The sequence below is a fragment of the Nitrogeniibacter mangrovi genome (assembly GCF_010983895.1).
GTDB classification, from domain to species: domain Bacteria; phylum Pseudomonadota; class Gammaproteobacteria; order Burkholderiales; family Rhodocyclaceae; genus Nitrogeniibacter; species Nitrogeniibacter mangrovi.
In genome coordinates this window covers 1,174,323-1,196,833 of the sequence record NZ_CP048836.1, presented here as the reverse complement: position 1 = coordinate 1,196,833, position 22,511 = coordinate 1,174,323, and the positions used below count along the sequence as shown (strand labels likewise).

Below are 22,511 nucleotides of genomic sequence, written 5' to 3'. Positions count from 1 at the left end.
TCATAGGACTCGCTCATCAACCCTGAAAATAATGTTCCATGCCTTCGATCAGACCGGCATCGCCGGGCGCGGTCTGCACCACCTGGGCGAATCCGGCGGCCGAGGCACGCGCCGCGATGCGCGGATGAGCGCAGATCACCGGAATCGCGCGCAAGCGCTCCAGCCGGTCGCCGACCATGTGGACCAGGTTGTCCACCCCCTCGCTGCTGGTCAGCACGATCGCATCGATGGACTCGGCCAGCCCGACCAGTCGCGCCCCGCCCTGCACGGGCACGACACGCCGGTAGCAGGCCGCATACGCCACCGTGGCACCACGTTCCGTGAGTGTATCACCCAGAAGATCGCGCCCGCCGTTGCCACGGAAAATGACAACGCCCTTGCCGCGAACCGCCGCTGCAGCGAATTCCGGCAGCGCCAGCACCGCTTCGCTGTCGAACCCGGCGTGCGGGGCGATGACCCGATCGAAGCCGGCGTCGAGCAGCGCGCGTTCGCTGCCCGGCCCGACCGTGGCCACCGCCAGGGTCGCCGGCCATTGCCGGCGCGCATGCACCGCCTCGAGGCCGAAGCGGACCGCATTGGCGCTGACGAAGAAGGCCAGGGAGAAGGTGTCGAGCCGGTCGATGAGCGCGTCCCGCTCGGCCGACGCGGGCATGGCCTCGATCAGCATCACCGGAATGCATTCGGCGGAGCCGCCACGCGCCTCGATCGCACGCCGCAGCCCGTCGGCCTGGCTGGGGGGCCGGGTCACCACGATGCGGCGCCCGGCGAGGGGCGAAGCTCCGCTCATCGGCATGGCGGCTCAGAGCGTGGCAAGAATCTCGGCGGCACCGGCCGCACGCAGCTCGTCGGCCAGCGCCTGACCGAGCGCCTCGGCCGCATCCAGGGGGCCGCGCCGCTCGGCACGCACGAACTCGCTGCCGTCGGGGCGGGCGACGAATCCGCGCAGCCACAGCTGCCCATCGTCCTCGATGGCGAAGGCGCCCAGCGGCACCTCGCAGCTGCCGGCCAGGGCACGCGCCACGGCACGCTCGGCGCGCACGCAGGCGGAGGTGGTCGCGTCGTTGAGCGGCGCCATCCAGGCGGCCACCTCCGGCCGGTCCGACAAGGCCTCGATGCCCAGGGCGCCCTGCCCAGCCGCGGGCAGGGACACCTCGGCCGGCAACACGCCGCGAATGCGTTCGGACAGCCCCAGCCGGGTCAGGCCCGCGGCGGCGAGGATGATGGCGTCGTACTGGCCTTCGTCGAGCTTGCGCAGACGGGTGTCGAGGTTGCCGCGCAGGCTGGTGACGGCCAGATAGGGATAATTGGCGTGCAGCTGCGACTCGCGGCGCAGACTGGAGGTGCCGACCACGGCGCCCGGCGGCAGGTCGTCGAGGGACGCGTACCGGTTCGACACGAAGGCGTCGAGGGGCACCTCCCGCGCCGAGATGGTGACCAGCGCGAACGGATCCGTCATCTCCATGGGCACGTCCTTCATCGAGTGCACGGCGATGTCGGCGCGGCGGTCAAGCAGTGCCGTTTCCAGTTCCTTGACGAAAAGTCCCTTGCCACCCACCTTGGCCAGCGGCCGGTCGAGAATCTGGTCGCCGCGGGTCGTCATGCCCAGCAATTCCACCGTGCAGCCGGGATACAATGCCTCGAGACGCGCCTTGACATGTTCGGCCTGCCACAGGGCAAGGCGACTTTCTCGGGTCGCGATGACGATACGCTCGGGCGGTTGGGCAGCGGCTTGGGACTGGCTCACGATGGGCGGCTCACTCGGACAGGAAGGATACGGTCAATGAAACGGCCATTCAGAGGCGCCCCGCGTCGATATCGCAGCGCAACATCAGGGTTCGCACTGATGGCGTCATGGCTGGTGGCGATTCTAGCATGGGTCCCCGGCGCGCTTTTTGCTCAGGACGGCTTGACCCGGCCGGTCGATCTGCGGCAGGAGGCGGCGCTGATGCGGCGCGAGAAGCGCCCCATGCTGGTGCTCTTCAGCCAGGCCAACTGTAGCTATTGCGAAAAGGCCCGGGCGCACTACCTGGGCCCGATGAGCCGCGACGCGCACTGGCAGGGCCGGGCGCTGTTCCGCCAGATCGATCTGGACTCGGACGCCCCCCTGGTGGGCTTTGACGGCACGGCGCAGACGCATCGCGGTTTCGCCAAGGCGGCCGGCGTGTCCGTCACCCCCACGGTGGTGGTGTTCGGACCCGATGGCCAGGCGCTGGCGCCGGCCATCGTCGGCGTCTCGCTGCCGGATTTTTATGGACAGTACCTGGAGCAGGCGATCGAGCAGGCGCGGGCGGCCATGGCCCCCTGAGGCCGCCGGGTCCGGGACGACAGGATTCACAACAACTCGGACCACTTCATGGAACACGACAAGGATCTGCCCCTCAAGGAAGACATCCGCCTCCTCGGCCGCCTGCTGGGCGACACGGTGCGCGACCAGCGTGGCGCGGCGGTGTTCGACATCGTCGAGCGCATCCGCCAGCTGTCGGTGCGCTTTCACCGCGACGAGGACGAGGCCGCGCGCAAGGGGCTGGACACCACGCTCGACGCCCTCTCGCGCGACCAGAGCATCGACGTGGTGCGCGCCTTCAGCTACTTCTCCCATCTGGCCAACATCGCCGAAGACCAGCACCACATCCGCCGCACCCGCGCCCACCTGATCAAGGGCTCGGCGCCGCGCGAGGGCAACCTGGCCCACGCCATCGAGCGGGTCTTCGATGAAGGTGCGAGCGCATCCGACCTGGGCCGCTTCTTCGACACTGCGCTGATCAGTCCGGTGCTGACCGCCCACCCGACCGAGGTGCAGCGCAAGAGCATCCTCAACTGCCAGAACGCCATCGCCCGGCTGCTCGACGCCCGCGACCGCATGGCCATGACGCCGGAGGAGACCGAGGCCAGCGACGCCGCCCTGCGCCGCGCGGTGCTCACCCTGTGGCAGACGCGCATGCTGCGCACCGCCAAGCTGTCGGTGATCGACGAGGTGGCCAACGGCCTGTCCTACTCCCAGACCACCTTCCTGCGCGAACTGCCGCATCTGTACGCCAAGGTGGAAGACACCCTGGCCGCCCACGACGACAGCCGCACCACCCACGAGCTGCCGGCCTTCCTGCGCATCGGCAGCTGGATCGGCGGCGACCGCGACGGCAACCCCTTCGTCACCGCCGAGGTGCTGACCCAGACCCTGGCCATGCAGGCGGAGACCGCGCTCGGCTTCTATCTGGAGGAGCTCCACACCCTCGGCTCGCAGCTGTCGCTGGCCGACCGGCTGGTGACTACTTCGGACGAGCTGCGCGCCCTGTCCGACGCCTCGGGCGACACCTCGCCCCATCGGGCGGACGAGCCCTACCGACGTGCCCTGTCCGGCATCTATGCCCGCCTCGCCGCCACCTACCGCAGCCTGCTCGGCCGGACACCGGCGCGTGCGGCGGGCCACGAGGCGCCCCCGTACGCCGACGCCGCGGCGCTGGAGGCCGATCTCGACATCATCCATCGCTCGCTGCACAACAACGGCTCCGCCCCGCTGGGCCGGGGCCGGCTGCGTCAGCTGCGTCGGGCGGTCAAGGTGTTCGGCTTCCATCTGGCACCGGTGGACCTGCGCCAGAATTCGGACGTGCACGAACGCCTGGTGGCCGAGTTGCTGAGCATCGCCGATCCGGGCGTCGACTACCTCGCCCTGGACGAGGACGCGCGCATCGCGCGCCTGCTCGAGGAGATCGGCACGGTGCGCCCGCTGTACTCCCCTCATGTCGACTACAGCGAAGAGACCGCCAGCGAGCTGGCGATCCTGTTTGCGGCGCGTCGGGCGCACCACCAGTACGGCGCCGCAGCGCTGCCCAACTACATCATCTCCAAGGCCGACGGCGTCTCCGACGTGCTCGAGGTGGCCCTGCTGCTCAAGGAAGCGGGCCTGCTCGATCCGCGCCGGCCGGCCCTGGCGATGAACATCATTCCCCTGTTCGAGACCATCGGCGACCTGCAGGCCGCCGGCCGGGTCATGGACCGGCTCCTGGCCCTGCCCGCGTACATGGCGCTGCTCGCGTCCCGCGACCGGGCCCAGGAGGTCATGCTCGGCTACTCGGACAGCAACAAGGATGGCGGCTTCCTCACCTCCGGCTGGGAGTTGTACAAGGCCGAGGTGGAGCTGGTCCAAGTGTTCGCCCGTCACGATGTGCGCCTGCGCCTGTTCCACGGCCGCGGTGGTTCGGTGGGCCGCGGCGGCGGCCCCAGCTACGAGGCCATCCTGGCGCAGCCCGGCGGCGCCGTGCAGGGGCAGATCCGCCTCACCGAGCAGGGTGAGGTGATCGGCGCCAAATACGGTAACCCCGAGGTCGGCCGGCGCAATCTGGAAGTGCTCGTCGCCGCCACCTTGCAGGCCACCCTGCGTGCCGACGACGCGCCGGCCCCACGGCCGGAGTTCATGGACGCCATGCAGCAGCTCTCCGACCATGCCTTCCGCGCCTACCGTGCGCTGGTCTACGAGACCCCCGGCTTCGAGCGCTATTTCTGGGAATCGACGGTGATCACCGAGATCGCCGACCTGAACATCGGCTCCCGCCCGGCCTCGCGCAAGAAGAGCACCGCGATCGAGGACCTGCGTGCGATTCCGTGGGTGTTCAGCTGGGCCCAGTGCCGGCTGATGCTGCCCGGCTGGTACGGCTTCGGCAGCGCGGTCAAGGCCTTCCTCGCCGAGCACCCCGACGACGGCATGACGCTGCTGCAGGAGATGAGCCGCAGCTGGTCCTTCTTCTCGACCACCCTGTCCAACATGGACATGGTGCTGGCCAAGAGCGACCTGGCCATCGCCAGCCGCTACGCGGCGCTGGTGAGGGACGATGCCCTGCGCGCGGCGATCTTCCCGCGCATCTGCGCCGAGCATGCCGCCACCGTCGAGGCCCTGCTCGCCATCACCGGCCAGGACGAACTGCTCGCCGGCAACCCCTTGCTGCGCCGCTCGATCCGCAATCGCTTTCCCTATCTGGACCCGCTCAACCATGTGCAGGTCGAGCTCTTGCGCCGGCACCGCGCCGGCGCCGAGGACGAACGCATCCGGCGCGGCATCCACATCGCCATCAACGGTATCGCCGCAGGGTTGCGCAACAGCGGCTGAGCACGCCTGCCACAGCGAGAAACATGCGGATACAAATGATGTTTGTATTTGTATCCGCATGAAACACCTCTGTCCATGCAGCAACCATACTGGAAGCAGTCATGGAGGAGATTGCCAAGATGTCTACTGGAAGCCTGGTGTTGCTGCTTGCGCTGGTCGCGGCGGGGCTGTGGTTCTGGATGCGCCGGAGCCAACCGTCGGCGGACGACCCGGAGGCCAAGCACGCCTCACCCTATCACTGCGTCGCCATCGTGCCCGGCAATGGCGCCTGCCGCACCGCCCAAACCCTCAAGGGCCTCCGTTTCCTCTCCGCCGAGGCCCCGACGCTCCCGCTCGTCAGCTGCGATAGCGCCCGCTGCACATGCACCTTCGAGCACCACGCGGATCGCCGCCACGGCGACCGGCGCAACCCCTACAGTGCCGTGTCACATACCTACGCCGTTCACGGCGGCGACGAGCGCCGACATCGTCGCGGCCGCCGGCAGACCGACGGAATGCAGGTCGCGCACGGGCTGTGAGCGGCGCCGTCGCGCGACTATAGACCCAGGATATCCTTGACCGTCGGCCACTGGCGCCGACTGATCGGCAGGCGCTCGTCGAAATCCTTGAGCACGACGAGCCAGCGCCCTTCGCCCTGATTCGCCTCCCGTTCGACCCCGGCGATCATGTCGCTGGCCACCAGGCAGTTGCGATGGATCCGCAAGAAGCGCCCGGGATAGGTCTCTTCCAGATGGACGAGGGATTCATCGAGCAGATACTCGCGTTCCACGGTTCGGGCGGTCACGTACTTCTGTTCCGCACGCAGGTACAGGACCGAGGCGATGGGCACGAGGAGGATGCGACCGCGTTCGGTCACGCTCAGCGGCTTGTCCGCACCATCGGCCGACGATTCGCGCTGACACAGGCGCCGGGCCTTGTCGAGGGCGTCGGTCAGGCGCGCGGCGCGCACCGGTTTGACCAGATAGTCGGCCACCGCCAGATCGAAGGCTTGCACCGCGTACTGCTCGTAGGCGGTGGTGAAGATCACCACCGGCGGGTGGTCACGTTCGTGCAGGTGCTCGGCGAGGGCCACGCCATCCATGCCCGGCATGCGGATGTCCGCCAGCACCACGTCCGGCGTCTCGGCATCGACAAGGCGCAGGGCCTCTTCCCCGTTGGCCGCGAATCCGACGATGCGGTTGGGCTGCTCGCCGCGCACGTCGCCCAGGAGGTCCCGCAGCCGCGCGCGCGCAGGCGCCTCGTCGTCGACGACGAGAATGCGAAGCTCGGATTGCGTCATGACTTCACCCTCCGGTAGGGGAAACGGATCCGGACCGTGTAGCGTCCGCCACGCCGGTCAATCGACATGTCCGCCTCCAGATCGAAGAACAGCGCCAACCGCTCCCGGATGTTGGCCTGGGCCATGCGGTTGCCGCGCTGGTTGCGCGGGGTATCGACAATCGGGTTGCTCACTTCCAGGAGCACCTCGTTGCCCCGGCGCGCGACCCGTACGGCAATGTCCCCGGGCTGTGGTGACGGTTCTATTCCGTGGTAGACGGCATTTTCAAGCAAAGGTTGAAGCAGCAGCGGCGGCACCAGGGCGGCAATCGGCCGAAACTCCAGGTCCCAGCGCACCACCAGCCGATCCCCCAGGCGCAGGCGCTCCACATCCAGATAGCGCGTGCACAGATCGATTTCGTCGTCCAGCGGCACGAGTTCCTTGTGCTCCTTCATGAGGACGCGGAACATGTCGGCGATCTCCTCCAGCACCCGTTCGGCCCGGCGCGGATCCTCCCGGATCACACCCAGCACCCCGTTGAGGCTGTTGAACAGGAAATGCGGGCGAATGCGCGCCGTCAGCGCATGCAGCCGCGCTTCGGTCAAGGCCGGCGAGTAGAGCCGCCCCAAGTAGTCAAAATAGGCCATGACCGCCACCGCAGCCAGCAAGGCCCAACCGCACCAGCGCCACACCGCCTCACCCGAAGGCGCACCGAAGACCGGATAGGTGACCAGCGATACGAGCAGCCCGAGCACGGCGACCACGGCCCACACCCGGACCGGCGCGAGCCGCTCCATGACCGGCCGGCCGATGTAGAGCAGCAACACGGTAATGAACAGCGGCAGCTCGACGGCACCGGCCATCGCAAGCAAGGCGGCGCCCCACTGGTCGACCGCGTCGACACGAATGAATACCGTCAATGCGGCAAGCGCGTTGACGAGCAGGACCACCCGCAGGATGACGCCCATATTTCTGAAATCGGGCAGGGTGCCGGGGGTGGCGAGCGCACGGAGCTTTTGACTTATACTTTGCCTCTTTCCGGGGTAAGGACCCTTCGGGTCGCGGTTCATTCATGACGCGAAACGGGGAACGGCCAAGCTCCCCGATCCGATCCGCAGCATTCATCCAACCTGGCAAATTTTTTCCGCATTATGGCAGATCAGCAAAACAACCGGGATGACAACAGCAAGGCCTGGTCCGGCCGCTTTTCCGAGCCCGTGTCCGACCTCGTGATGCGCTATACCGCGTCCGTGTTCTTCGACCAGCGCATGGCCATGCAGGACATCCGCGGCTCGCTGGCCCACGCGGCCATGCTAGCCCGCCAGGGCATCATCAGCACGCAGGATCTGGCGGACATCGAACGCGGGATGGCGCAGTTGCGCGACGAAATCGAGCGTGGCGAATTCCAGTGGTCGCTGCAGGACGAGGACGTGCATCTGAACATCGAGAAGCGCCTCACCGCCCTGATCGGCGATGCCGGCAAGCGCCTGCACACCGGGCGCAGCCGTAACGACCAGGTGGCCACCGACATCCGCCTGTGGCTGCGCGACGCCATCGACCAGATCCTCGCCCTGCTCGGCCACTTCCAGCGCGCCCTGCTCGATCTGGCCGAGGCCAATGCCGACACCCCGCTGCCGGGCTTCACCCACCTGCAGGTCGCCCAGCCGGTCACCTTCGGCCATCACCTCATGGCCTATTGCGAGATGGCCCGCCGCGACGCCGAACGCTTCGCCGACTGCCGCAAGCGGGTTAACCGCCTGCCGCTGGGCTCGGCGGCGCTGGCCGGCACCTCCTACCCCATCGACCGCGAATTCGTGGCGCGCGAGCTGGGCTTCGACGAGGTGTGCGAGAACTCCCTCGACGCCGTCTCCGACCGCGACTTCGCCATCGAATTCTGCGCCGCGTCCTCGCTGCTGATGGTGCACCTGTCCCGGCTGTCGGAGGAGCTGATCCTGTGGATGAGCCCGCGTGTGGGTTTCATCGATCTGGCCGACCGCTTCTGCACCGGCAGTTCGATCATGCCGCAGAAGAAGAACCCGGACGTGCCCGAACTGGTGCGTGGCAAGACCGGCCGGGTCAATGGCAGCCTCATCACCCTGCTCACCCTGATGAAGGGTCAGCCCCTGGCCTACAACAAGGACAACCAGGAAGACAAGGAACCGCTGTTCGACACCGCCGACACGGTGATCGACACCCTGCGCATCTACACCGACATGATCCCGGGCATCCGCGTCAAGGCCGACGCCATGCGCGACGCGCTGTCGCAGGGCTTCGCCACCGCGACCGACCTGGCGGACTATCTGGTCAAGAAGGGCGTACCCTTCCGCGACGCCCACGAAGTGGTCGCCCGTGCCGTGCGCGCCGCCGAGACCCGCGGCTGCGATCTGCCCGACCTGCCGCTGGCCGACCTGCGCGCCTTCTCCGAACTCATCGACGAGGATGTCTATCAGGTCCTCACCGTCGAAGGGGCGCTCGGCAGCCGCGACCACATCGGCGGCACCGCGCCCGCCCAGGTGCGCGCCGCCATCGGGCGCGCCCGAAAACGGCTGGGGTAAGCATCGTGGAGCGCCTGGGCAAATACGAGCTGCGCAGCCTGCTGGGCGAAGGCGCCACCAGTGCGGTCTACCTGGCGTGGGACCCGTTCGCCCAGCGTGAAGTGGCCATCAAGCGGATCTACCCGGAGGTGCTGCGCGATCCGGACCGCGGGCGCCTGTACCGGCACCTGCTGATCAACGAGGCCTCCCTCGCCGGTCGCCTGTGCCACCCGCACATCGCCCACATCTACGACGCCATGGTCGACGACGACAACGGCTACGTGGTGATGGAGTACGTCCCCGGTGGCACGCTGGAGCAGTTCTGCCGCCCTGACGCACTGCTGCCCTTCGACCGGGTCATCGAGATCATCTTCAAGGCCACACGCGCGCTCGACTACGCCTACCACCAGGGCATCACCCATCGCGACATCAAGCCCGCGAACATCCTCATGGTCAGCCCCGAAGGGCAGGACATCAAGCTGTCCGATTTCGGCGCCGCGCTGTTTACCGCCTCCGACACCACCCAGATCTCCGGCGTCGGCTCCCCCGCCTACATGTCGCCCCAGCAGGTGCGCGAGATGCCGCTCACGCACCAGACCGACATCTACTCGCTCGGCGTGGTGATGTACCAGCTGCTGACCGGGCGACTGCCTTTCGAGGCCACCAACAACTACAGCCTGCTGTACCGCATCGCCAACGAGACGCCTCCCACCCCGGCCACGCTCCGCCCGGAGATCCCCGAGGAACTGGATGCCATCGTCCAGCGTGCGATGCAGAAGGACCTGAGCGAACGCTACGAGACCTGGGTCGAGTTCTCCCACGATCTGGCCCATGCGTTCCGCAACATCGGCCTGGCCACACGCAAGAGCGCCCTGTCGGAGACGCAGAAATTCCAGACCCTGCGCAGCCTGACGTTCTTCCGCGAATTCTCCGACGTGGAGATCTGGGAAGTGCTGCGCTTCTCCGAATGGCGCTTCGCCCAACCGGGCACCGTCATCCTCAAGGAAGGCGAGCCGGGCGACCACTTCTGCTTCCTGGCCCGTGGTGAAGCGCGCGTCTCCAAGCACGGCCGCCTGCTCCACCTGCTCACCCCCGGCGACTGCTTCGGCGAGATGGCGGTCTTTTCTGCCGGCAGCGGGGTGCGCACCGCCTCGGTGGAAGCGAGCACCGAGGTCGAGATCATCACCGTGCGCTCCCGCGCCCTCCAGCGCGCCTCGGACGCCTGCCGGATGCACTTCTACAAGGCCTTCCTCGAGGTGCTCGCCACCCGGCTGTCCATGACCAGCGCGCGCTTCGCCAATGTCTGACACCCAGGACCGGGACCGGATCGCGTTTGTCGAATCCGCGATCCGGGACGCCACGGGCGCAGCATTCCGACTGATCGATCTGCAGCCCGTCCACGGTGGCAGCATCCACGACTGCTACCGGGCTCATGGCGACCGCGACACCTATTTCATCAAGCTCGGCGGCCACACCTGCAACGACATGTTCGCGGCCGAAGCGGATGGCCTCGACGCCTTGCGCGGGGCGAGCCCGCTGTATGTGCCAGAGCTCGTCGGTCATCGCGCCGACGCAACGCACGCCTGCCTGATCCTCGAGCATGTGACGCTAGCCCCCTTGCAGTCCGCGGCGGACGGCGAACGCGCCGGCGAGGCCCTGGCGGTACTGCATGCCGACACCTCCGCCCAGTTCGGTTGGCACCGATCCAATTTTCTCGGGCGCACGCCGCTGGACAACCGGTGGCAGGCGCATTGGCCGCAATTCCTCGCCACCGCGCGCTTCGCGCCCCTCTTCGCGGCCGCCGTCGCTGCCGGTCATGTCACACTCGAACGCAAGGGGCGACAGCTGGTCGAGCGCCTGCCGGCCCTGTTCGTCGACGATGCGACACCGGCCTCCCTACTGCATGGCGACCTGTGGCACGGCAATATCGGCGTCCGACCGGATGGCACGCCGACGGTTTTCGATCCGGCCGTGTTCCGTGGGGATCCGGAATTTGATCTGGCCATGACCGGCCTGTTCGGCGGCTTCCCGAGCAGCTTCTATGCCGCCTACCGCCGCGCCAGGCCGCCACGCCCCGGCTATGAAATCCGCGACCGTCTCTATCGTTGCTACCATCTGCTCAACCATGTCGTCCTGTTCGGTCACGCTTACCTGCGCGAAACCGTCAGGCAGATCGACTGGCTGCTGGCCTGCCGATAACGCGCTCGGGCGAGAGCTAATTCACGGTCGACGCCAGAGCCGCCGACAGCCGCGACGGTGTTTTGCTAGCATGAGACCTGAAATGCATCCATGAGCGAGCTTGTCGAGTTTTCTTACAGCTTTTCTCCAGGATCACGCAAGGCCAAAAAAAACATAATCAGATCATCACGTTAGAAGATCAAGAAAAACCCGGCGTGAATTTTGCTAGTGAATAACCAGATCATCGACAACAGACCTGCGCCCGCTCTCGGAGGCACTCAGTCATGCACAGGTCTCAGGGTCAGAACGACATCGGGATACCTATGAACACGCACAAGCACATCGAGCACGACGAGGCGAACCAGCCCACTCAGGCGGAGGCGGTCACGCGCAACTCCCGGCGTCGCCTGATCGGCGGAGCCGGCGTCGGCGTTCTCATGGCGGTCAGCGCCAAGACGGCGCTTGGCACCAACATCTGCCAGAGCCCGTCGGCCATGGTCAGCGGCAACACGAGTCCCAACCGGGATGCCCCTCCGCCGTGTTCGGGCGGGCGCTCCCCGGGCTTCTGGCGCAACCCCCAGCATTTCAACGCCTGGGTCGGCGCCACCCCGCCGACGCTGGTCAATGTCGCCCAGTGCCCGACCGGCCTCGGCGGCATCAGCCCCGACAACATCTGCACGCAGGGCACGACCGTCGACTCGGTATTCGGTTCTGCCGCGACCAGTCTCCTGACGTCCTACTCGGGCGTACGCAAGGGCAACACCATCGGTTGCTCGGCAGGCCCCTACACCATCAATCCCTCCGACTGGGGTCTGTGGGGCGTGCTGGCATTCCCGAAAGACGCGGGCATCCAGGAGGGGCATCTGCTGTGGCACCTGTGCGCGGCCTACCTGAATTCGCTCGCCTTCCCGGACTATGCCCTGACGACGCAACAGGTTGTCGAGGCAGGCGTGAGCCTGATGACGACCGGTACGTGGTGCCCGGACAGCCTGTCCAGTTCCTGCGGCACCAACGCCTTCACGCCGTCATCGTTCGTGGCGTATCTCGATGGCATGTACGACATCAATGCGGATCTCAACATCCAGTGGTGCACGTCCAAGTAAGACACTGACAATCGTCCCATGACCGACCCGGTACTGGCCTCTGTCGGCGCGCGCGCCGCGTGCGTGGCCATTCATCCGGGGCGGTCGCTGGCGCTGTCACCGGAATGGCAGGAAGACGAGCCGAGCATCCTGTTCGACCGCAACTCCGGTGACTACTGGGTCATCGCGCCGACGGCACGGCAGTGGATCGAGCATCTGATGCACTCAGCGCACGCCATCCCGGCCGAATTCCTGATCGAGGCCGTGCCCCCGGAGGTTCGGGACGACGCCGAAACCGCTTTGAAACAGCTGATCAAGCTTGATATATTTCGCGACTCCAGCGACTAAGAGCGCCAACTGAGGCTCAAGCCCCCTCCCGTGCTCGACACGATTATTCGCATCCCCCCGTTCAACGTCCGCGTTCAATCGTCGTTTCCGGAAGTCCGGAGCCATCTCGACCGCTTTTACGAAGGATTTGCGCGCCTGTCATCGGATGCGTTTGTCGATTTCGACGTTCAGCTCCTGCCCGGCAAGGGCGTCAGACGCCTCTGGCGCAAACAGGTCCGGTTTCAGGTCGACTCACAGACGCCCTTCCTGCCCCTTCCCGCCGACCAGGCCGCACCACTGCTCGAATGGGGGCTCAACTGGACAATTGCCAGCCGTTCGCTGGGCTATCTGGTCCTGCACGCCGCCGTGCTTGCGCGACATGACCGGGCCGTCATCCTGCCCGGATTCCCGGGCGCCGGGAAAAGCACACTATGCGCCTCCCTGTGCCACCTGCGTGATTGGCAACTGTTCTCGGACGAGCTGGCGATCGTTCGCCCCGACGACGGTCGCCTTGTGGCGCATCCACGCCCCATCAGCCTGAAAAATCAGTCCATCGACCTTGTTTCGGCCTTTCCCGGGGCCTCCCTCGGACCGCTTTTTCACGACACCCGAAAGGGCACCGTCGCGCATGCGGCAGCCCCGAAATCATCGGTGGCCCAGGCCGAAGCGACGGCGCAGGCCGGCTGGATCGTATTTCCAACGTTCCGTCAGGACGCCCCGGCCTCGGTCGACGAAATTTCCCGTGCCGAGGCCTTCATGCTCATTCAGCAGCAGTCGTTCAATCAGGAACGCATGGGAGACGTCGGCTTCGAGACCCTATGCGCTCTGCTGACGCAGTCCCGGTGCTATCGCATCGAATATGGCTCGACAGAAGACGGCTTGAACGCAATCCAGCAGATCGTCGAGAGCACCCCGTAAATGCCGCCCGACGTCGCTACGCTCGTCGCCCTCCTGAGCGCCCCGGACACCGCCGAACACCTGGACGAGGCGGCGTGGAGCCGTGTCATCGCCGTCGCGCGCAACGCCAATCTGCTCGGCAAGCTCGCAGCAAGGCTGGACGCGGCCAACCGCCTCCCGCCAGGCAATCCGTCGCGACATCTCGTCGGCGCACTCATGCTCAGCAGACGACAACGCCAGTCGGTTACCTGGGAAGCCGTTCAAATCGACGACGCGCTCGCCGACCTGAACATACCCGTCGTCCTGCTCAAGGGCGCCGCTTATGCCATGGCCCGGCACGCATCCGCCGATGGCCGCCTTTTCGGCGACATTGACATCCTGGTGCCCCGAGCGTCGCTGGATCAGGTGGAGATGCACCTGATGGTCAGCGGCTGGACGGCCATCAAGCAGGATGCCTACGATCAGCGCTACTATCGCCAGTGGATGCATGAGATCCCCCCGATGATGCATGTCCGCAGGGGCACCGTCATCGATGTCCATCACACCATCCTGCCGCTCACGGCGCGCTACCGCCCCAATCCCGAGCGCATCTTCGACGCGGCCATTCCACTGCCCGGCTACCGCTGCATGATGACCCCGAGCCCCGAGGATCTCATCGTTCATAGCTGCTGCCACCTCGTGCACGAAGGCGAGGTCGACAACGCCCTCAGAGACATGCACGACATTGCATGCCTGCTCGAATCCAACACGGGATCGGGCGATTTTCTCCACCGACTCGCCGCCGCCGCGTCCGACCATGATCTGAGCGAACCCGTGGCGCTGGCGCTGCGACTCGTCAACCGGTTTTTCCCGGACGCATGCACAATGGAACAACTGGAGCCATTCGGCGCGAAACGATGGGAGCGTGCACACAACGCGCTGCTGAGACGGTACATGCGCGCCATCCATCCATCCTCGGAGGGTAGCATTCCCCTGGGCACGGCGATCGCACGCCAGCTTGTCTACGTGCGCGCACACCGCCTGCGCATGCCCATGGGGATGCTGACACGACACCTCGCCCGCAAGGCCTGGATGCATCTGACCGAGTCACCCAAAACCGACGCCCGAATGGAATGAGGGGCCCGAAGGCCCCTCATCGCGTTCCGTCCTGAAGTCGGCTCAGCCAGCGGCGTTCGCGCCCGCCTCCTTGAGCATCTCCTGCAGTTCGCCGTTCTCGTACATCTCGCGGATGATGTCACAGCCGCCCACGAACTCGCCGTTGATGTACAACTGAGGAATCGTCGGCCAGTTGGCGTATTCCTTGATGCCCTGGCGTACATTCTCATCGGCCAGCACGTTCACCGAGGCATATTCCGCCACACCGGCCAGCTTCAGGATCTGCGCGACCGTCGCGGAGAACCCGCACTGGGGAAACTGCGGAGTCCCTTTCATGAAAAGGACGATGGGGTTGGCGGAGACGAACTCCTTGATCTGCTCTTGAACGCTCATGCTGCGACCCGAATAGTTGAGTTAATTGATCGGGAAATTCTAGGCCGGCTCCGCGCCGCCGTCAAGCCGAGCACCGGTGACGCGCTGGATCCCGGCCAGATCGCACCATGAATGCACCCCGATGAAGGGACCGACCTCCATCAGTTCGCGCGCAGCGGCGGCCTGATCGTAGCCATGCTCGACCAGAAGACACCCGCCCGTACGCAGGAAAGCCGGCGCCGCGGCGACGATACGGCGAATGTCGTCGAGCCCGTCCGCACCGGCCGCGAGCGCCGTGCGGGGCTCGAAGCGTACGTCGCCCTGGCTCAGGTGCGGGTCCGCGTCGCCCACATAGGGCGGGTTCGAGACGATGAGGTCGAAAGGCGCCTCGCCCGCCAGGGCCTCGAACCAGTCGCTGCGCACCCAGCGCACCGACGCCCCGAGCCGGGCCGCATTCTTCGCGGCCATGCTCAGCGCCGCCTCGGAGGCATCCACCGCCACGACCTCGGCCGCCGGCCATTCGCAGGCCAGCGTGACCGCCAGCGCGCCGCTGCCGGTCCCCAGATCCAGTACCCGGCCGGCGCCGGACGGGAACGCTTCGCGGGCCAGATCGACGAGCAGCTCGGTTTCCGGCCGGGGGATCAGCACCTGCGGACCGACGTGGAAGCGGCGCCCGTAGAATTCCCGTTCGCCCACCAGGTATGCCACCGGCTCGCCGGACTCGCGACGCCGGACCAGCTCGCGCAAGCTCGCCTGCTGCGCATCGCTCAGGGCACGTTCCGGAAACGCCACGAGATAGCTGACCGGCTTGTCGAGCACGTGCGCCAGCAGAATGCGCGCATCGACGCGGCCGATACGGGCCGACGCATGCGCCAACGCCTCGCCGAGACTCGGAGGCTCAGCCGCCATCGCCGGCCAGCGCCGCCAGTTGCTCCGCCTGATGCTCGGCGAGCAAGGCATCGATCAGCTCGTCCAGGGCGCCTTCGAGCACCGCGTCGAGCTTGTACAGGGTGAGGTTGATGCGGTGATCGGTCACCCGCCCCTGAGGGAAGTTGTAGGTGCGGATCCGCTCGGAGCGGTCACCGCTGCCCACCAGGCTCTTGCGCGTGGCCGCCTCGGACTCGCGCTGGGCGCGCTGCTGCACGTCCTTGATGCGCGCGGCGAGAATGGACATGGCCTGCGCCTTGTTGCGGTGCTGGGAGCGGTCGTCCTGGCATTCGACCACGATGCCCGTGGGCAGGTGGGTGATGCGCACCGCCGAATCGGTCTTGTTCACGTGCTGGCCGCCGGCGCCGCTGGCGCGGAAGGTGTCGATGCGCAGATCCGCCGGATTGATGGCCACTTCCTCGACTTCGTCCGCTTCGGGCATCACCGCCACGGTGCAGGCCGAGGTGTGGATCCGGCCCTGGGTCTCGGTCACCGGCACGCGCTGCACGCGATGCCCGCCGGATTCGAACTTGAGCCGCCCGTAGGCCCCCTCGCCGCTGATGCGCACGATGGCCTCCTTGTATCCGCCCAGTTCCGACTCCGACAGGGACACGGTGTCGACCTTCCAGCGCCGCGACTCGGCATAGCGCAGGTACATGCGCAGCAGATCACCGGCGAACAGCGCGGCCTCGTCCCCACCGGTGCCGGCACGCACCTCGAGAAAGAGGTTGCGCCGGTCGTCCGGGTCCTTGGGCAGCAAGGCGGTCTGCAGGGTCTGCTGGAGACGCTCCAGCTGCACTTCCGACGCCCCCAGCTCCTCACGCGCCAGCTCGGCCATCTCCGGGTCCGACAACATGTCGCGCGCGGCCGCCTGGTCGGCCTCGGCCTGCCGGTAGGCCGAATAGGCGATCACCACCGGCTCGATCTCGGCACGCTCGCGCCCGATCTTCGCCAGGGCGGCGCCGTCCAGGCCGGCACTGTCGGCCAGTTGATGGTCGAGTTCGGCCAGACGGGCCTCCAGCTGATCGAGTTTGTCGCGAATGCTTGCTTTCATGGGAATCCGATGCGCGCGCCAGTAGCACACGTGGCGGCCGCTAGCGCTGGCCGAGCTTGAACAGTTGGCTGACCATCTCGCCGGCCTCGGCCAGCGATTCGCCCTCAGCGTGGTTCAGGTAGTGCGACGGGCCGTGAATCAGCTTGTTGGTCAAGCCGTGGCTGAGCGATTCGAGCACCTTCTCCGCACTCTCGCCCTTGGCCAGGCGCCGCATGGCGCGCTCCAGTTCGGCCTGACGCAGTCGGTCGGCCTCCTCGCGCAGGGCCCGGATCACGGGGACCGCACCACGCCCCTCGAGCCAGTGGAAGAAGCCCTGCACCCGATCGTCGATGATCGCCTCGGCTTCCAGTACCGCGGCCTGGCGCGACTCCCTGCCCGAAGCGACCACCTGGGCCAGATCGTCGACGGTGTACAGAAAGATGTCGTCCAGATCCTCCACCTCGCGCTCGATGTCGCGCGGCACCGCCAGATCGACCATCACCATGGGCCGGTGGCGTCGCGCCTTGAGCGCACGCTCGACCATGCCGAGGCCGACGATCGGCAAGCGGCTCGCCGTACAGGAGACCACCACGTCGTACTTGTGTAGCAGATCCCCGATGAGCTCGAGACGCAGGGTGTCGCCGCCGAAACGCTCGGCCAAGGCCAGGGCGCGCTCCGGCGTGCGGTTGGCGATGGTGATCTGCTTCGGGCCGGTCCCCGCGAAGTGCGCGGCACACAGCTCGATCATCTCGCCGGCGCCGATGAACAGCACCCGCTGATCCTTCATCCGCTCGAAGATGCGCTCGGCCAGATGCACCGAGGCCGCCGCCATGGACACCACGTTGGCACCGATCGCCGTGGACGAGCGCACTTCCTTGGCCACCGAGAAGGTGCGCTCGAACAGCTTGTGCAGCGTCGTACCGAGGGTGCCGGCCTCCTCGGCCTGGCGCATGGCCTCCTTGACCTGCCCGAGGATCTGCGGCTCGCCCAGCACCATCGAATCGAGCCCGCTGGCCACGCGAAACACATGGCGCACGGCCTCACGGTCCGGATACGTGTAGAGGTACGGGGAGACATCCGCCAGCGGCAGGCTGTGAAAGTGCGCCAGCCAGTCGGCCGCCGCCTGCGGCTCCTGGGTCGAGAAGTAGACCTCGGTGCGATTGCAGGTGGACAGGATCGCCGCCTCCTGCGCACAGCGCGCGGTCAGATCCTTGAGCGCCGTCAGCAACCGCTCAGGCCCGAACGCCACGCGCTCGCGAATGGCGAGCGGTGCCGTGTGGTGATTCAGACCGAGCGCAAAAAGGGGCATGAAGCAGAACAAAGCCGGCAAAATTCGAGGGCGAATTATATCACCCCGACCCCACCCCAAAGCTTGAGGAAAATCAGACGCTTCCGGGATGGCGATTGACGGCGCCGACACATTCGAGGCGCAAAAAACAAGACGCCGGCCCAAGTGAGCCGGCGTCTTGCAGGATTCTGGTGGCCAGTCGCGGAATCGAACCACGGACACGCGGATTTTCAATCCGCTGCTCTACCAACTGAGCTAACTGGCCACGAAGAGCGCGCATTATAGCTGAATCTCCGGCGACGTCAAACACTCCGGGCTCAGGTATCGTCCAGGGGGCGGCGACGGGCATAACTGCGCGGGAACACCACTTGCGCGATGGAGCCCTTGCCGGCCGGATTGGGCTTGAGCGTCACGCTGGCCCGATGCATCTCGGCGATCTCGCGCACGATCGGCAGGCCCAGGCCGGAGCCGTCTGCATCGCTGCCGAGCACCCGGTAGAAGCGCTCGAAGACCCGCTCGCGGTCCTCCTCGGGAATGCCGATACCGGTGTCCTCGACCTCGAGGATGGCGAAATCGGTAGCCTGGGTGCGAATGGTGACACTGCCGCCCTCGGGCGTGTACTTGATGGCGTTGTCGACCAGATTGGCGATCATCTCGTTGAGCATGACCGGATTGCCGTCGATCAGCAGTGGCCAGCCGGTGTCTTCCACGCCCAGATCGATGGCCCTGGCCTGGGCGCGCGGGAACAGGTCGTGAGCCACTTCACGCACCAGCATTTCCAGGTCCACCTGCTCCACCGCGTAGATCTTCTCTGAACTGGATTCGGCCCGCGCCAGGGTGAGCAGCTGGTTGATGAGGTGACTGGCGCGCTCGGTGCTGCGGGCGATGCGCGAGAGCGAGTCGTGCAGCAGTTCCGGGTCGGTCTCGTCGAGCGCCAGCTCGGTCTGCATGCGCAGACCGGTCAGCGGCGTGCGCATCTGGTGGGCCGCATCGGCAATGAATCGCTGTTGCGCCTGCAGGTTCTCTTCCAGGCGCGACATCATCTCGTTGAAAGCGACGATGAGCGGGCGCAGCTCCTCGGGGACCCCGGTGGTGGAAATCGGCGACAGGTCGGTCGGACGGCGGCGCCGGATCAGGGTCTGAAGACGGCTGAGCGGCGAGATGCCGCGCGACAGGCCCACCCACACCAGGATGACCGCCAGCGGAATGATGGCGAACTGGGGCAGCAGCACCCCGGTCACCACCTGCGAGGCCAGCTCGGCGCGCTTGTTGCGCGTTTCGGCGATCTGCACCAGCACCGGCGCCCGGGTCGGATCGGGCTCGGTACGCAGGAACTGGTAGGCGATGCGCACCTCCTCGCCCTGAATCACGTCGTCGCGGTAATAGACCTCGTCGGGCAACAGCCGCACCGGCGGCGGCGCCCACGGAATCTCCCAGTCACCGGCGACGACCTCGCCCTGGCGATCAGCCACCTGGTAGTAGACCGTGTCGTCGCGGTCGGCCCGGAACAGGGTGCGCGGCGGCGCGGGGAAGTCCACGTGGACCTGAGGCCCGTCGAGTTTCACCAGCCGGGCCAGGGTCCGCACGCTTTCGGCCATGGCCCGGTCGTAGGGCTCGTTGGCGATGTTGTCGGCCACGTTGTGGGTGACGATGATGGAGATCGGCCACAGGAACAGCAGCGGCGCGAGCATCCAGTCGAGGATCTCGCCGAACAGCGAATTCTGCTGCCCCTTGCCCGGCGCCTTGTTCTTGCGTGCGCGCGGAATCATGCCCGACCCTCCGCCCGGCGCAGGTACATGCCCGAATCAGGCACCCGCCGCGTCGCCGTCGGGTTTTTCCAGGCAGCACCCCAGGCCACGCACGGTGACGATCCGCACCCCACTCGATTCGAGCTTCTTGCGCAGGCGATGCACATAGACCTCGATGGCATTGTTGGACACTTCCTCTCCCCAGCCGCACAGGTGGTCGACGAGCTGATCCTTGCTCACCAGGCGCCCGGCCCTGAGGATGAAGATCTCCAGCAGCCCCATCTCGCGCGCCGAGAATTCGACCACCAATCCGCCGACCTTGACGACCCGGTCGGCCTGATCGTAGCTCAGCTGACCGAGCTCGATGCACTTGGGCTGACCCGTGCCGCGCCGCGTGAGGGCGCGCACCCGGGCTTCGAGTTCGGGCAGCGCGAACGGCTTGGTCAGGTAGTCGTCGGCCCCCGCATCGAGCCCCCGCACCCGATCCTCGACCCCGTCCTGCGCCGTGAGGATCAGCACCGGCATGGCCGACTTGCGCCCCCTCAGGCGCTTGAGCACGTCGATGCCGGGCAGTTTCGGCAAACCGAGATCGAGAATGACCAGATCATAGGACTGACCGACGAGCGCGGTATCCGCCTCGGATCCGGTCGCCACGTGATCAATCGCATAACCGGCACGCTTCAGGGCTCGCACGAGGCCATCGGCAATGACGGCATCATCCTCGGCAAGCAGTATCCGCATCGTCTTTTTCTGTAAGTATCACGTAAGCGGGCATCGTTAAATTCTCCCTCGCTGTTCTCCTTTTCTCGGTCTACGGGAGGCCTGAACGGGATTCCCGTGCAGTCTCCGGGGAGCGCCCAGCACCTGCATCGGGTCGCTCCCTGCCGATTTTTTCCAGCGATTATCCCACGCTTCACCGTCCGCGGTGCGCCCCGTCGTGCACAAAAAAAGCCCCGCTCGTGGCGGGGCTTTTTCGCAGGCCTGGACCTGGGCGATTACATGCCCATGCCCATGCCGCCCATACCACCCATGCCGCCCATGTCGGGCATGGCGGGCTTCTCTTCGGGCAGCTCACCGACCATGCAGTCGGTGGTCAGCATCAGCGCGGCCACGGAGGCGGCGTTCTGCAGCGCGGTGCGGGTCACCTTGGTCGGATCCAGCACACCCATCTCGACCAGATCACCGTACTCGCCGGTGCCGGCGTTGTAGCCGAAGTTGCCCTGGCCTTCGGTGACCTTGTTGACCACCACGGAGGGCTCGTCGCCGGCATTGGAGACGATCTGGCGCAGCGGCTCTTCCATGGCACGCAGCACGATGGTCACACCGGCGTCCTGGTCGTGGTTGTCACCCTTCAGGCCTTCGAGGTTGGCGCGGGCACGCAGCAGGGCCACACCGCCGCCGGCCACGATGCCTTCTTCCACGGCAGCGCGGGTGGCGTGCAGGGCGTCCTCGACGCGGGCCTTCTTCTCCTTCATCTCGACTTCGGTGGCGGCACCGACCTTGATGACGGCCACGCCGCCAGCCAGCTTGGCCACACGTTCCTGCAGCTTCTCGCGGTCGTAGTCGGAGGTGGCTTCCTCGATCTGGACGCGGATCTGCTTGACGCGGGCTTCGATGTTGTCGGTCACGCCGGCGCCGTCGATGATGATGGTGTTTTCCTTGCCGATCTCGATACGCTTGGCCTGACCCAGGTCTTCCAGGGTGGCTTTCTCGAGGGACAGGCCGACCTCTTCGGAGATCACCTGACCACCGGTGAGGATGGCGATGTCTTCGAGCATGGCCTTGCGACGGTCACCGAAACCCGGGGCCTTGACGGCGCAGGTCTTGAGGATGCCGCGCATGTTGTTGACCACCAGGGTCGCCAGGGCTTCGCCTTCGACGTCTTCGGCGATGATCAGCAGCGGACGGCTGGACTTGGCCACCTGCTCGAGCACCGGCAGCAGGTCACGGATGTTGGAGACTTTCTTGTCGAACAGCAGGATGAACGGGTCGTCCAGCTCGGCGACCTGCTTTTCCGGGTTGTTGATGAAGTACGGGGACAGGTAGCCGCGGTCGAACTGCATGCCTTCGACGACGTCCAGCTCGTTGTGCAGGCTCTTGCCGTCCTCGACCGTGATCACGCCTTCCTTGCCGACCTTCTCCATGGCATTGGCGATGATTTCACCAATGTCGGCATCGGAGTTGGCGGAGATGGAACCGACCTGGGCGATCTCCTTGGAGGTGGAGCACGGCTTGGACAGGCCTTGCAGCTGCTCGATGGTGGCGGCGACGGCTTTGTCGATACCGCGCTTCAGATCCATCGGGTTCATGCCGGCGGCCACGAACTTCATGCCTTCGCGGACGATGGCCTGGGCCAGCACGGTGGCGGTGGTGGTGCCGTCACCGGCCACGTCGGAGGTCTTGGAAGCGACTTCCTTGACCATCTGGGCACCCATGTTCTCGAACTTGTCCTTCAGTTCGATTTCCTTGGCCACGGACACGCCGTCCTTGGTCACGGTCGGGGCGCCGAAGGAACGCTCCAGCACCACGTTGCGGCCTTTCGGGCCCAGGGTCACCTTGACGGCGTTGGCGAGGATGTTGACGCCTTCGACCATGCGGGCACGGGCGGCATCATGAAACTTGACTTCTTTTGCGGGCATCTCTTGCTCCTGAAATTCGTGGGTTCTTTGAA

Annotated in this window: 21 protein-coding genes and 1 tRNA gene; 10 read left to right on the top strand and 12 right to left on the bottom strand. The window is 66.4% G+C overall.

All coding sequences use genetic code 11. The features are described 5' to 3' along the window. Window positions 1-16 precede the first annotated feature (16 nt). Window positions 17-787: a uroporphyrinogen-III synthase gene (locus G3580_RS05475; RefSeq protein WP_173764305.1), complete on the bottom strand. Its 771-nt coding sequence runs from the start codon at window positions 785-787 to the stop codon at window positions 17-19. 12 nt (window positions 788-799) lie between these two features. Continuing rightward, window positions 800-1,744: a hydroxymethylbilane synthase gene (hemC, locus tag G3580_RS05470; RefSeq protein ID WP_173764304.1), complete on the bottom strand. Its 945-nt coding sequence runs from the start codon at window positions 1,742-1,744 to the stop codon at window positions 800-802. Between the two features lie 99 nt (window positions 1,745-1,843). Between hemC and G3580_RS05465 the strand changes: the two genes are divergently transcribed. The 3 genes from G3580_RS05465 to G3580_RS05455 all read left to right on the top strand — a co-directional run bounded on the left by G3580_RS05465 (window position 1,844) and on the right by G3580_RS05455 (window position 5,619). Continuing rightward, window positions 1,844-2,305: a thioredoxin fold domain-containing protein gene (locus tag G3580_RS05465; RefSeq protein WP_173764303.1), complete on the top strand. Its 462-nt coding sequence runs from the start codon at window positions 1,844-1,846 to the stop codon at window positions 2,303-2,305. A 48-nt stretch (window positions 2,306-2,353) separates the two neighbouring features. Further along, complete coding sequence (gene ppc, locus G3580_RS05460) at window positions 2,354-5,101, top strand: phosphoenolpyruvate carboxylase (RefSeq protein ID WP_173764302.1); 2,748 nt, start codon at window positions 2,354-2,356, stop codon at window positions 5,099-5,101. 119 nt (window positions 5,102-5,220) lie between these two features. Then, a complete protein-coding gene (locus tag G3580_RS05455; RefSeq protein WP_173764301.1) occupies window positions 5,221-5,619 on the top strand; it encodes a hypothetical protein in 399 nt (132 codons plus the stop codon). Window positions 5,620-5,636: 17 nt separating this feature from the next. On the opposite strand, the gene G3580_RS05450 is transcribed toward G3580_RS05455, so the two are convergent. Both G3580_RS05450 and G3580_RS05445 read right to left on the bottom strand, forming a co-directional pair. After that, window positions 5,637-6,380 (bottom strand): LytR/AlgR family response regulator transcription factor, encoded by a 744-nt coding sequence (locus G3580_RS05450; RefSeq protein ID WP_173764300.1) that lies wholly within the window; start codon window positions 6,378-6,380, stop codon window positions 5,637-5,639. After that, a complete protein-coding gene (locus tag G3580_RS05445) occupies window positions 6,377-7,429 on the bottom strand; it encodes a sensor histidine kinase (RefSeq protein WP_173764299.1) in 1,053 nt (350 codons plus the stop codon). Before G3580_RS05445 ends, G3580_RS05450 begins: the two co-directional genes overlap by 4 nt. A gap of 81 nt (window positions 7,430-7,510) precedes the next feature. Between G3580_RS05445 and argH the strand changes: the two genes are divergently transcribed. The 7 genes from argH (at window position 7,511) to G3580_RS05410 (ending at window position 14,493) form a co-directional block, all read left to right on the top strand. Next, complete coding sequence (gene argH / locus G3580_RS05440; RefSeq protein WP_173764298.1) at window positions 7,511-8,914, top strand: argininosuccinate lyase; 1,404 nt, start codon at window positions 7,511-7,513, stop codon at window positions 8,912-8,914. 5 nt (window positions 8,915-8,919) lie between these two features. Next, on the top strand, window positions 8,920-10,200 hold the full coding sequence (locus G3580_RS05435) for a serine/threonine-protein kinase (protein WP_173764297.1): 1,281 nt from the start codon (window positions 8,920-8,922) through the stop codon (window positions 10,198-10,200). After that, window positions 10,193-11,092, top strand: a complete 900-nt coding sequence (locus G3580_RS05430) for a fructosamine kinase family protein (protein WP_173764296.1) — start codon at window positions 10,193-10,195, stop codon at window positions 11,090-11,092. Before G3580_RS05435 ends, G3580_RS05430 begins: the two co-directional genes overlap by 8 nt. A 302-nt stretch (window positions 11,093-11,394) precedes the next feature. Beyond that, window positions 11,395-12,174: a hypothetical protein gene (locus G3580_RS05425; RefSeq protein WP_173764295.1), complete on the top strand. Its 780-nt coding sequence runs from the start codon at window positions 11,395-11,397 to the stop codon at window positions 12,172-12,174. 18 nt (window positions 12,175-12,192) lie between these two features. After that, window positions 12,193-12,501 carry a hypothetical protein gene (locus G3580_RS05420; RefSeq protein ID WP_173764294.1) on the top strand — a complete coding sequence of 103 codons (309 nt, stop codon included), beginning with the start codon at window positions 12,193-12,195 and terminating at the stop codon, window positions 12,499-12,501. A gap of 30 nt (window positions 12,502-12,531) precedes the next feature. Next, window positions 12,532-13,398: an HprK-related kinase A gene (locus G3580_RS05415; protein WP_173764293.1), complete on the top strand. Its 867-nt coding sequence runs from the start codon at window positions 12,532-12,534 to the stop codon at window positions 13,396-13,398. Then, window positions 13,399-14,493 carry a nucleotidyltransferase domain-containing protein gene (locus G3580_RS05410; protein WP_173764292.1) on the top strand — a complete coding sequence of 365 codons (1,095 nt, stop codon included), beginning with the start codon at window positions 13,399-13,401 and terminating at the stop codon, window positions 14,491-14,493. Between the two features lie 42 nt (window positions 14,494-14,535). Here the strand turns inward: G3580_RS05410 and grxD are convergent, their stop codons facing one another. The 8 genes from grxD to groL all read right to left on the bottom strand — a co-directional run bounded on the left by grxD (window position 14,536) and on the right by groL (window position 22,479). Further along, a complete protein-coding gene (gene grxD, locus G3580_RS05405) occupies window positions 14,536-14,865 on the bottom strand; it encodes a Grx4 family monothiol glutaredoxin (protein WP_173764291.1) in 330 nt (109 codons plus the stop codon). Window positions 14,866-14,904: 39 nt separating this feature from the next. Then, window positions 14,905-15,753, bottom strand: coding sequence for a peptide chain release factor N(5)-glutamine methyltransferase (gene prmC / locus G3580_RS05400; protein WP_173764290.1), 849 nt, complete (start codon window positions 15,751-15,753; stop codon window positions 14,905-14,907). Further along, on the bottom strand, window positions 15,743-16,825 hold the full coding sequence (gene prfA, locus G3580_RS05395) for a peptide chain release factor 1 (protein ID WP_173764289.1): 1,083 nt from the start codon (window positions 16,823-16,825) through the stop codon (window positions 15,743-15,745). Before prfA ends, prmC begins: the two co-directional genes overlap by 11 nt. Window positions 16,826-16,865: 40 nt before the next feature. Then, the gene (gene hemA / locus G3580_RS05390) at window positions 16,866-18,113 is read right to left on the bottom strand and encodes a glutamyl-tRNA reductase (RefSeq protein WP_173764288.1); all 1,248 of its coding nucleotides are present in this window, start codon (window positions 18,111-18,113) and stop codon (window positions 16,866-16,868) included. Between the two features lie 168 nt (window positions 18,114-18,281). Beyond that, window positions 18,282-18,357: transfer RNA gene (locus G3580_RS05385), tRNA-Phe, on the bottom strand. 52 nt (window positions 18,358-18,409) lie between these two features. Next, window positions 18,410-19,861, bottom strand: a complete 1,452-nt coding sequence (locus tag G3580_RS05380) for a sensor histidine kinase (RefSeq protein ID WP_173764287.1) — start codon at window positions 19,859-19,861, stop codon at window positions 18,410-18,412. Between the two features lie 36 nt (window positions 19,862-19,897). Then, a complete protein-coding gene (locus G3580_RS05375; protein WP_173764286.1) occupies window positions 19,898-20,581 on the bottom strand; it encodes a response regulator in 684 nt (227 codons plus the stop codon). 254 nt (window positions 20,582-20,835) lie between these two features. Continuing rightward, window positions 20,836-22,479 (bottom strand): chaperonin GroEL, encoded by a 1,644-nt coding sequence (groL, locus tag G3580_RS05370; protein WP_173764285.1) that lies wholly within the window; start codon window positions 22,477-22,479, stop codon window positions 20,836-20,838. Window positions 22,480-22,511: the final 32 nt, after the last annotated feature.

Coding starts and splice junctions, on each gene's coding strand:
- G3580_RS05475 (WP_173764305.1), bottom strand. CDS start 787: ATGAGCGGAGCTTCGCCCCTCGCCGGGCGCCGCATCGTGGTGACCCGG.
- G3580_RS05465 (WP_173764303.1), top strand. CDS start 1,844: ATGGCGTCATGGCTGGTGGCGATTCTAGCATGGGTCCCCGGCGCGCTT.
- ppc (WP_173764302.1), top strand. CDS start 2,354: ATGGAACACGACAAGGATCTGCCCCTCAAGGAAGACATCCGCCTCCTC.
- G3580_RS05455 (WP_173764301.1), top strand. CDS start 5,221: ATGTCTACTGGAAGCCTGGTGTTGCTGCTTGCGCTGGTCGCGGCGGGG.
- G3580_RS05450 (WP_173764300.1), bottom strand. CDS start 6,380: ATGACGCAATCCGAGCTTCGCATTCTCGTCGTCGACGACGAGGCGCCT.
- G3580_RS05445 (WP_173764299.1), bottom strand. CDS start 7,429: ATGAACCGCGACCCGAAGGGTCCTTACCCCGGAAAGAGGCAAAGTATA.
- argH (WP_173764298.1), top strand. CDS start 7,511: ATGGCAGATCAGCAAAACAACCGGGATGACAACAGCAAGGCCTGGTCC.
- G3580_RS05430 (WP_173764296.1), top strand. CDS start 10,193: ATGTCTGACACCCAGGACCGGGACCGGATCGCGTTTGTCGAATCCGCG.
- G3580_RS05425 (WP_173764295.1), top strand. CDS start 11,395: ATGAACACGCACAAGCACATCGAGCACGACGAGGCGAACCAGCCCACT.
- G3580_RS05420 (WP_173764294.1), top strand. CDS start 12,193: ATGACCGACCCGGTACTGGCCTCTGTCGGCGCGCGCGCCGCGTGCGTG.
- G3580_RS05410 (WP_173764292.1), top strand. CDS start 13,399: ATGCCGCCCGACGTCGCTACGCTCGTCGCCCTCCTGAGCGCCCCGGAC.
- grxD (WP_173764291.1), bottom strand. CDS start 14,865: ATGAGCGTTCAAGAGCAGATCAAGGAGTTCGTCTCCGCCAACCCCATC.
- prmC (WP_173764290.1), bottom strand. CDS start 15,753: ATGGCGGCTGAGCCTCCGAGTCTCGGCGAGGCGTTGGCGCATGCGTCG.
- prfA (WP_173764289.1), bottom strand. CDS start 16,825: ATGAAAGCAAGCATTCGCGACAAACTCGATCAGCTGGAGGCCCGTCTG.
- hemA (WP_173764288.1), bottom strand. CDS start 18,113: ATGCCCCTTTTTGCGCTCGGTCTGAATCACCACACGGCACCGCTCGCC.
- G3580_RS05380 (WP_173764287.1), bottom strand. CDS start 19,861: ATGATTCCGCGCGCACGCAAGAACAAGGCGCCGGGCAAGGGGCAGCAG.
- G3580_RS05375 (WP_173764286.1), bottom strand. CDS start 20,581: ATGCGGATACTGCTTGCCGAGGATGATGCCGTCATTGCCGATGGCCTC.
- groL (WP_173764285.1), bottom strand. CDS start 22,479: ATGCCCGCAAAAGAAGTCAAGTTTCATGATGCCGCCCGTGCCCGCATG.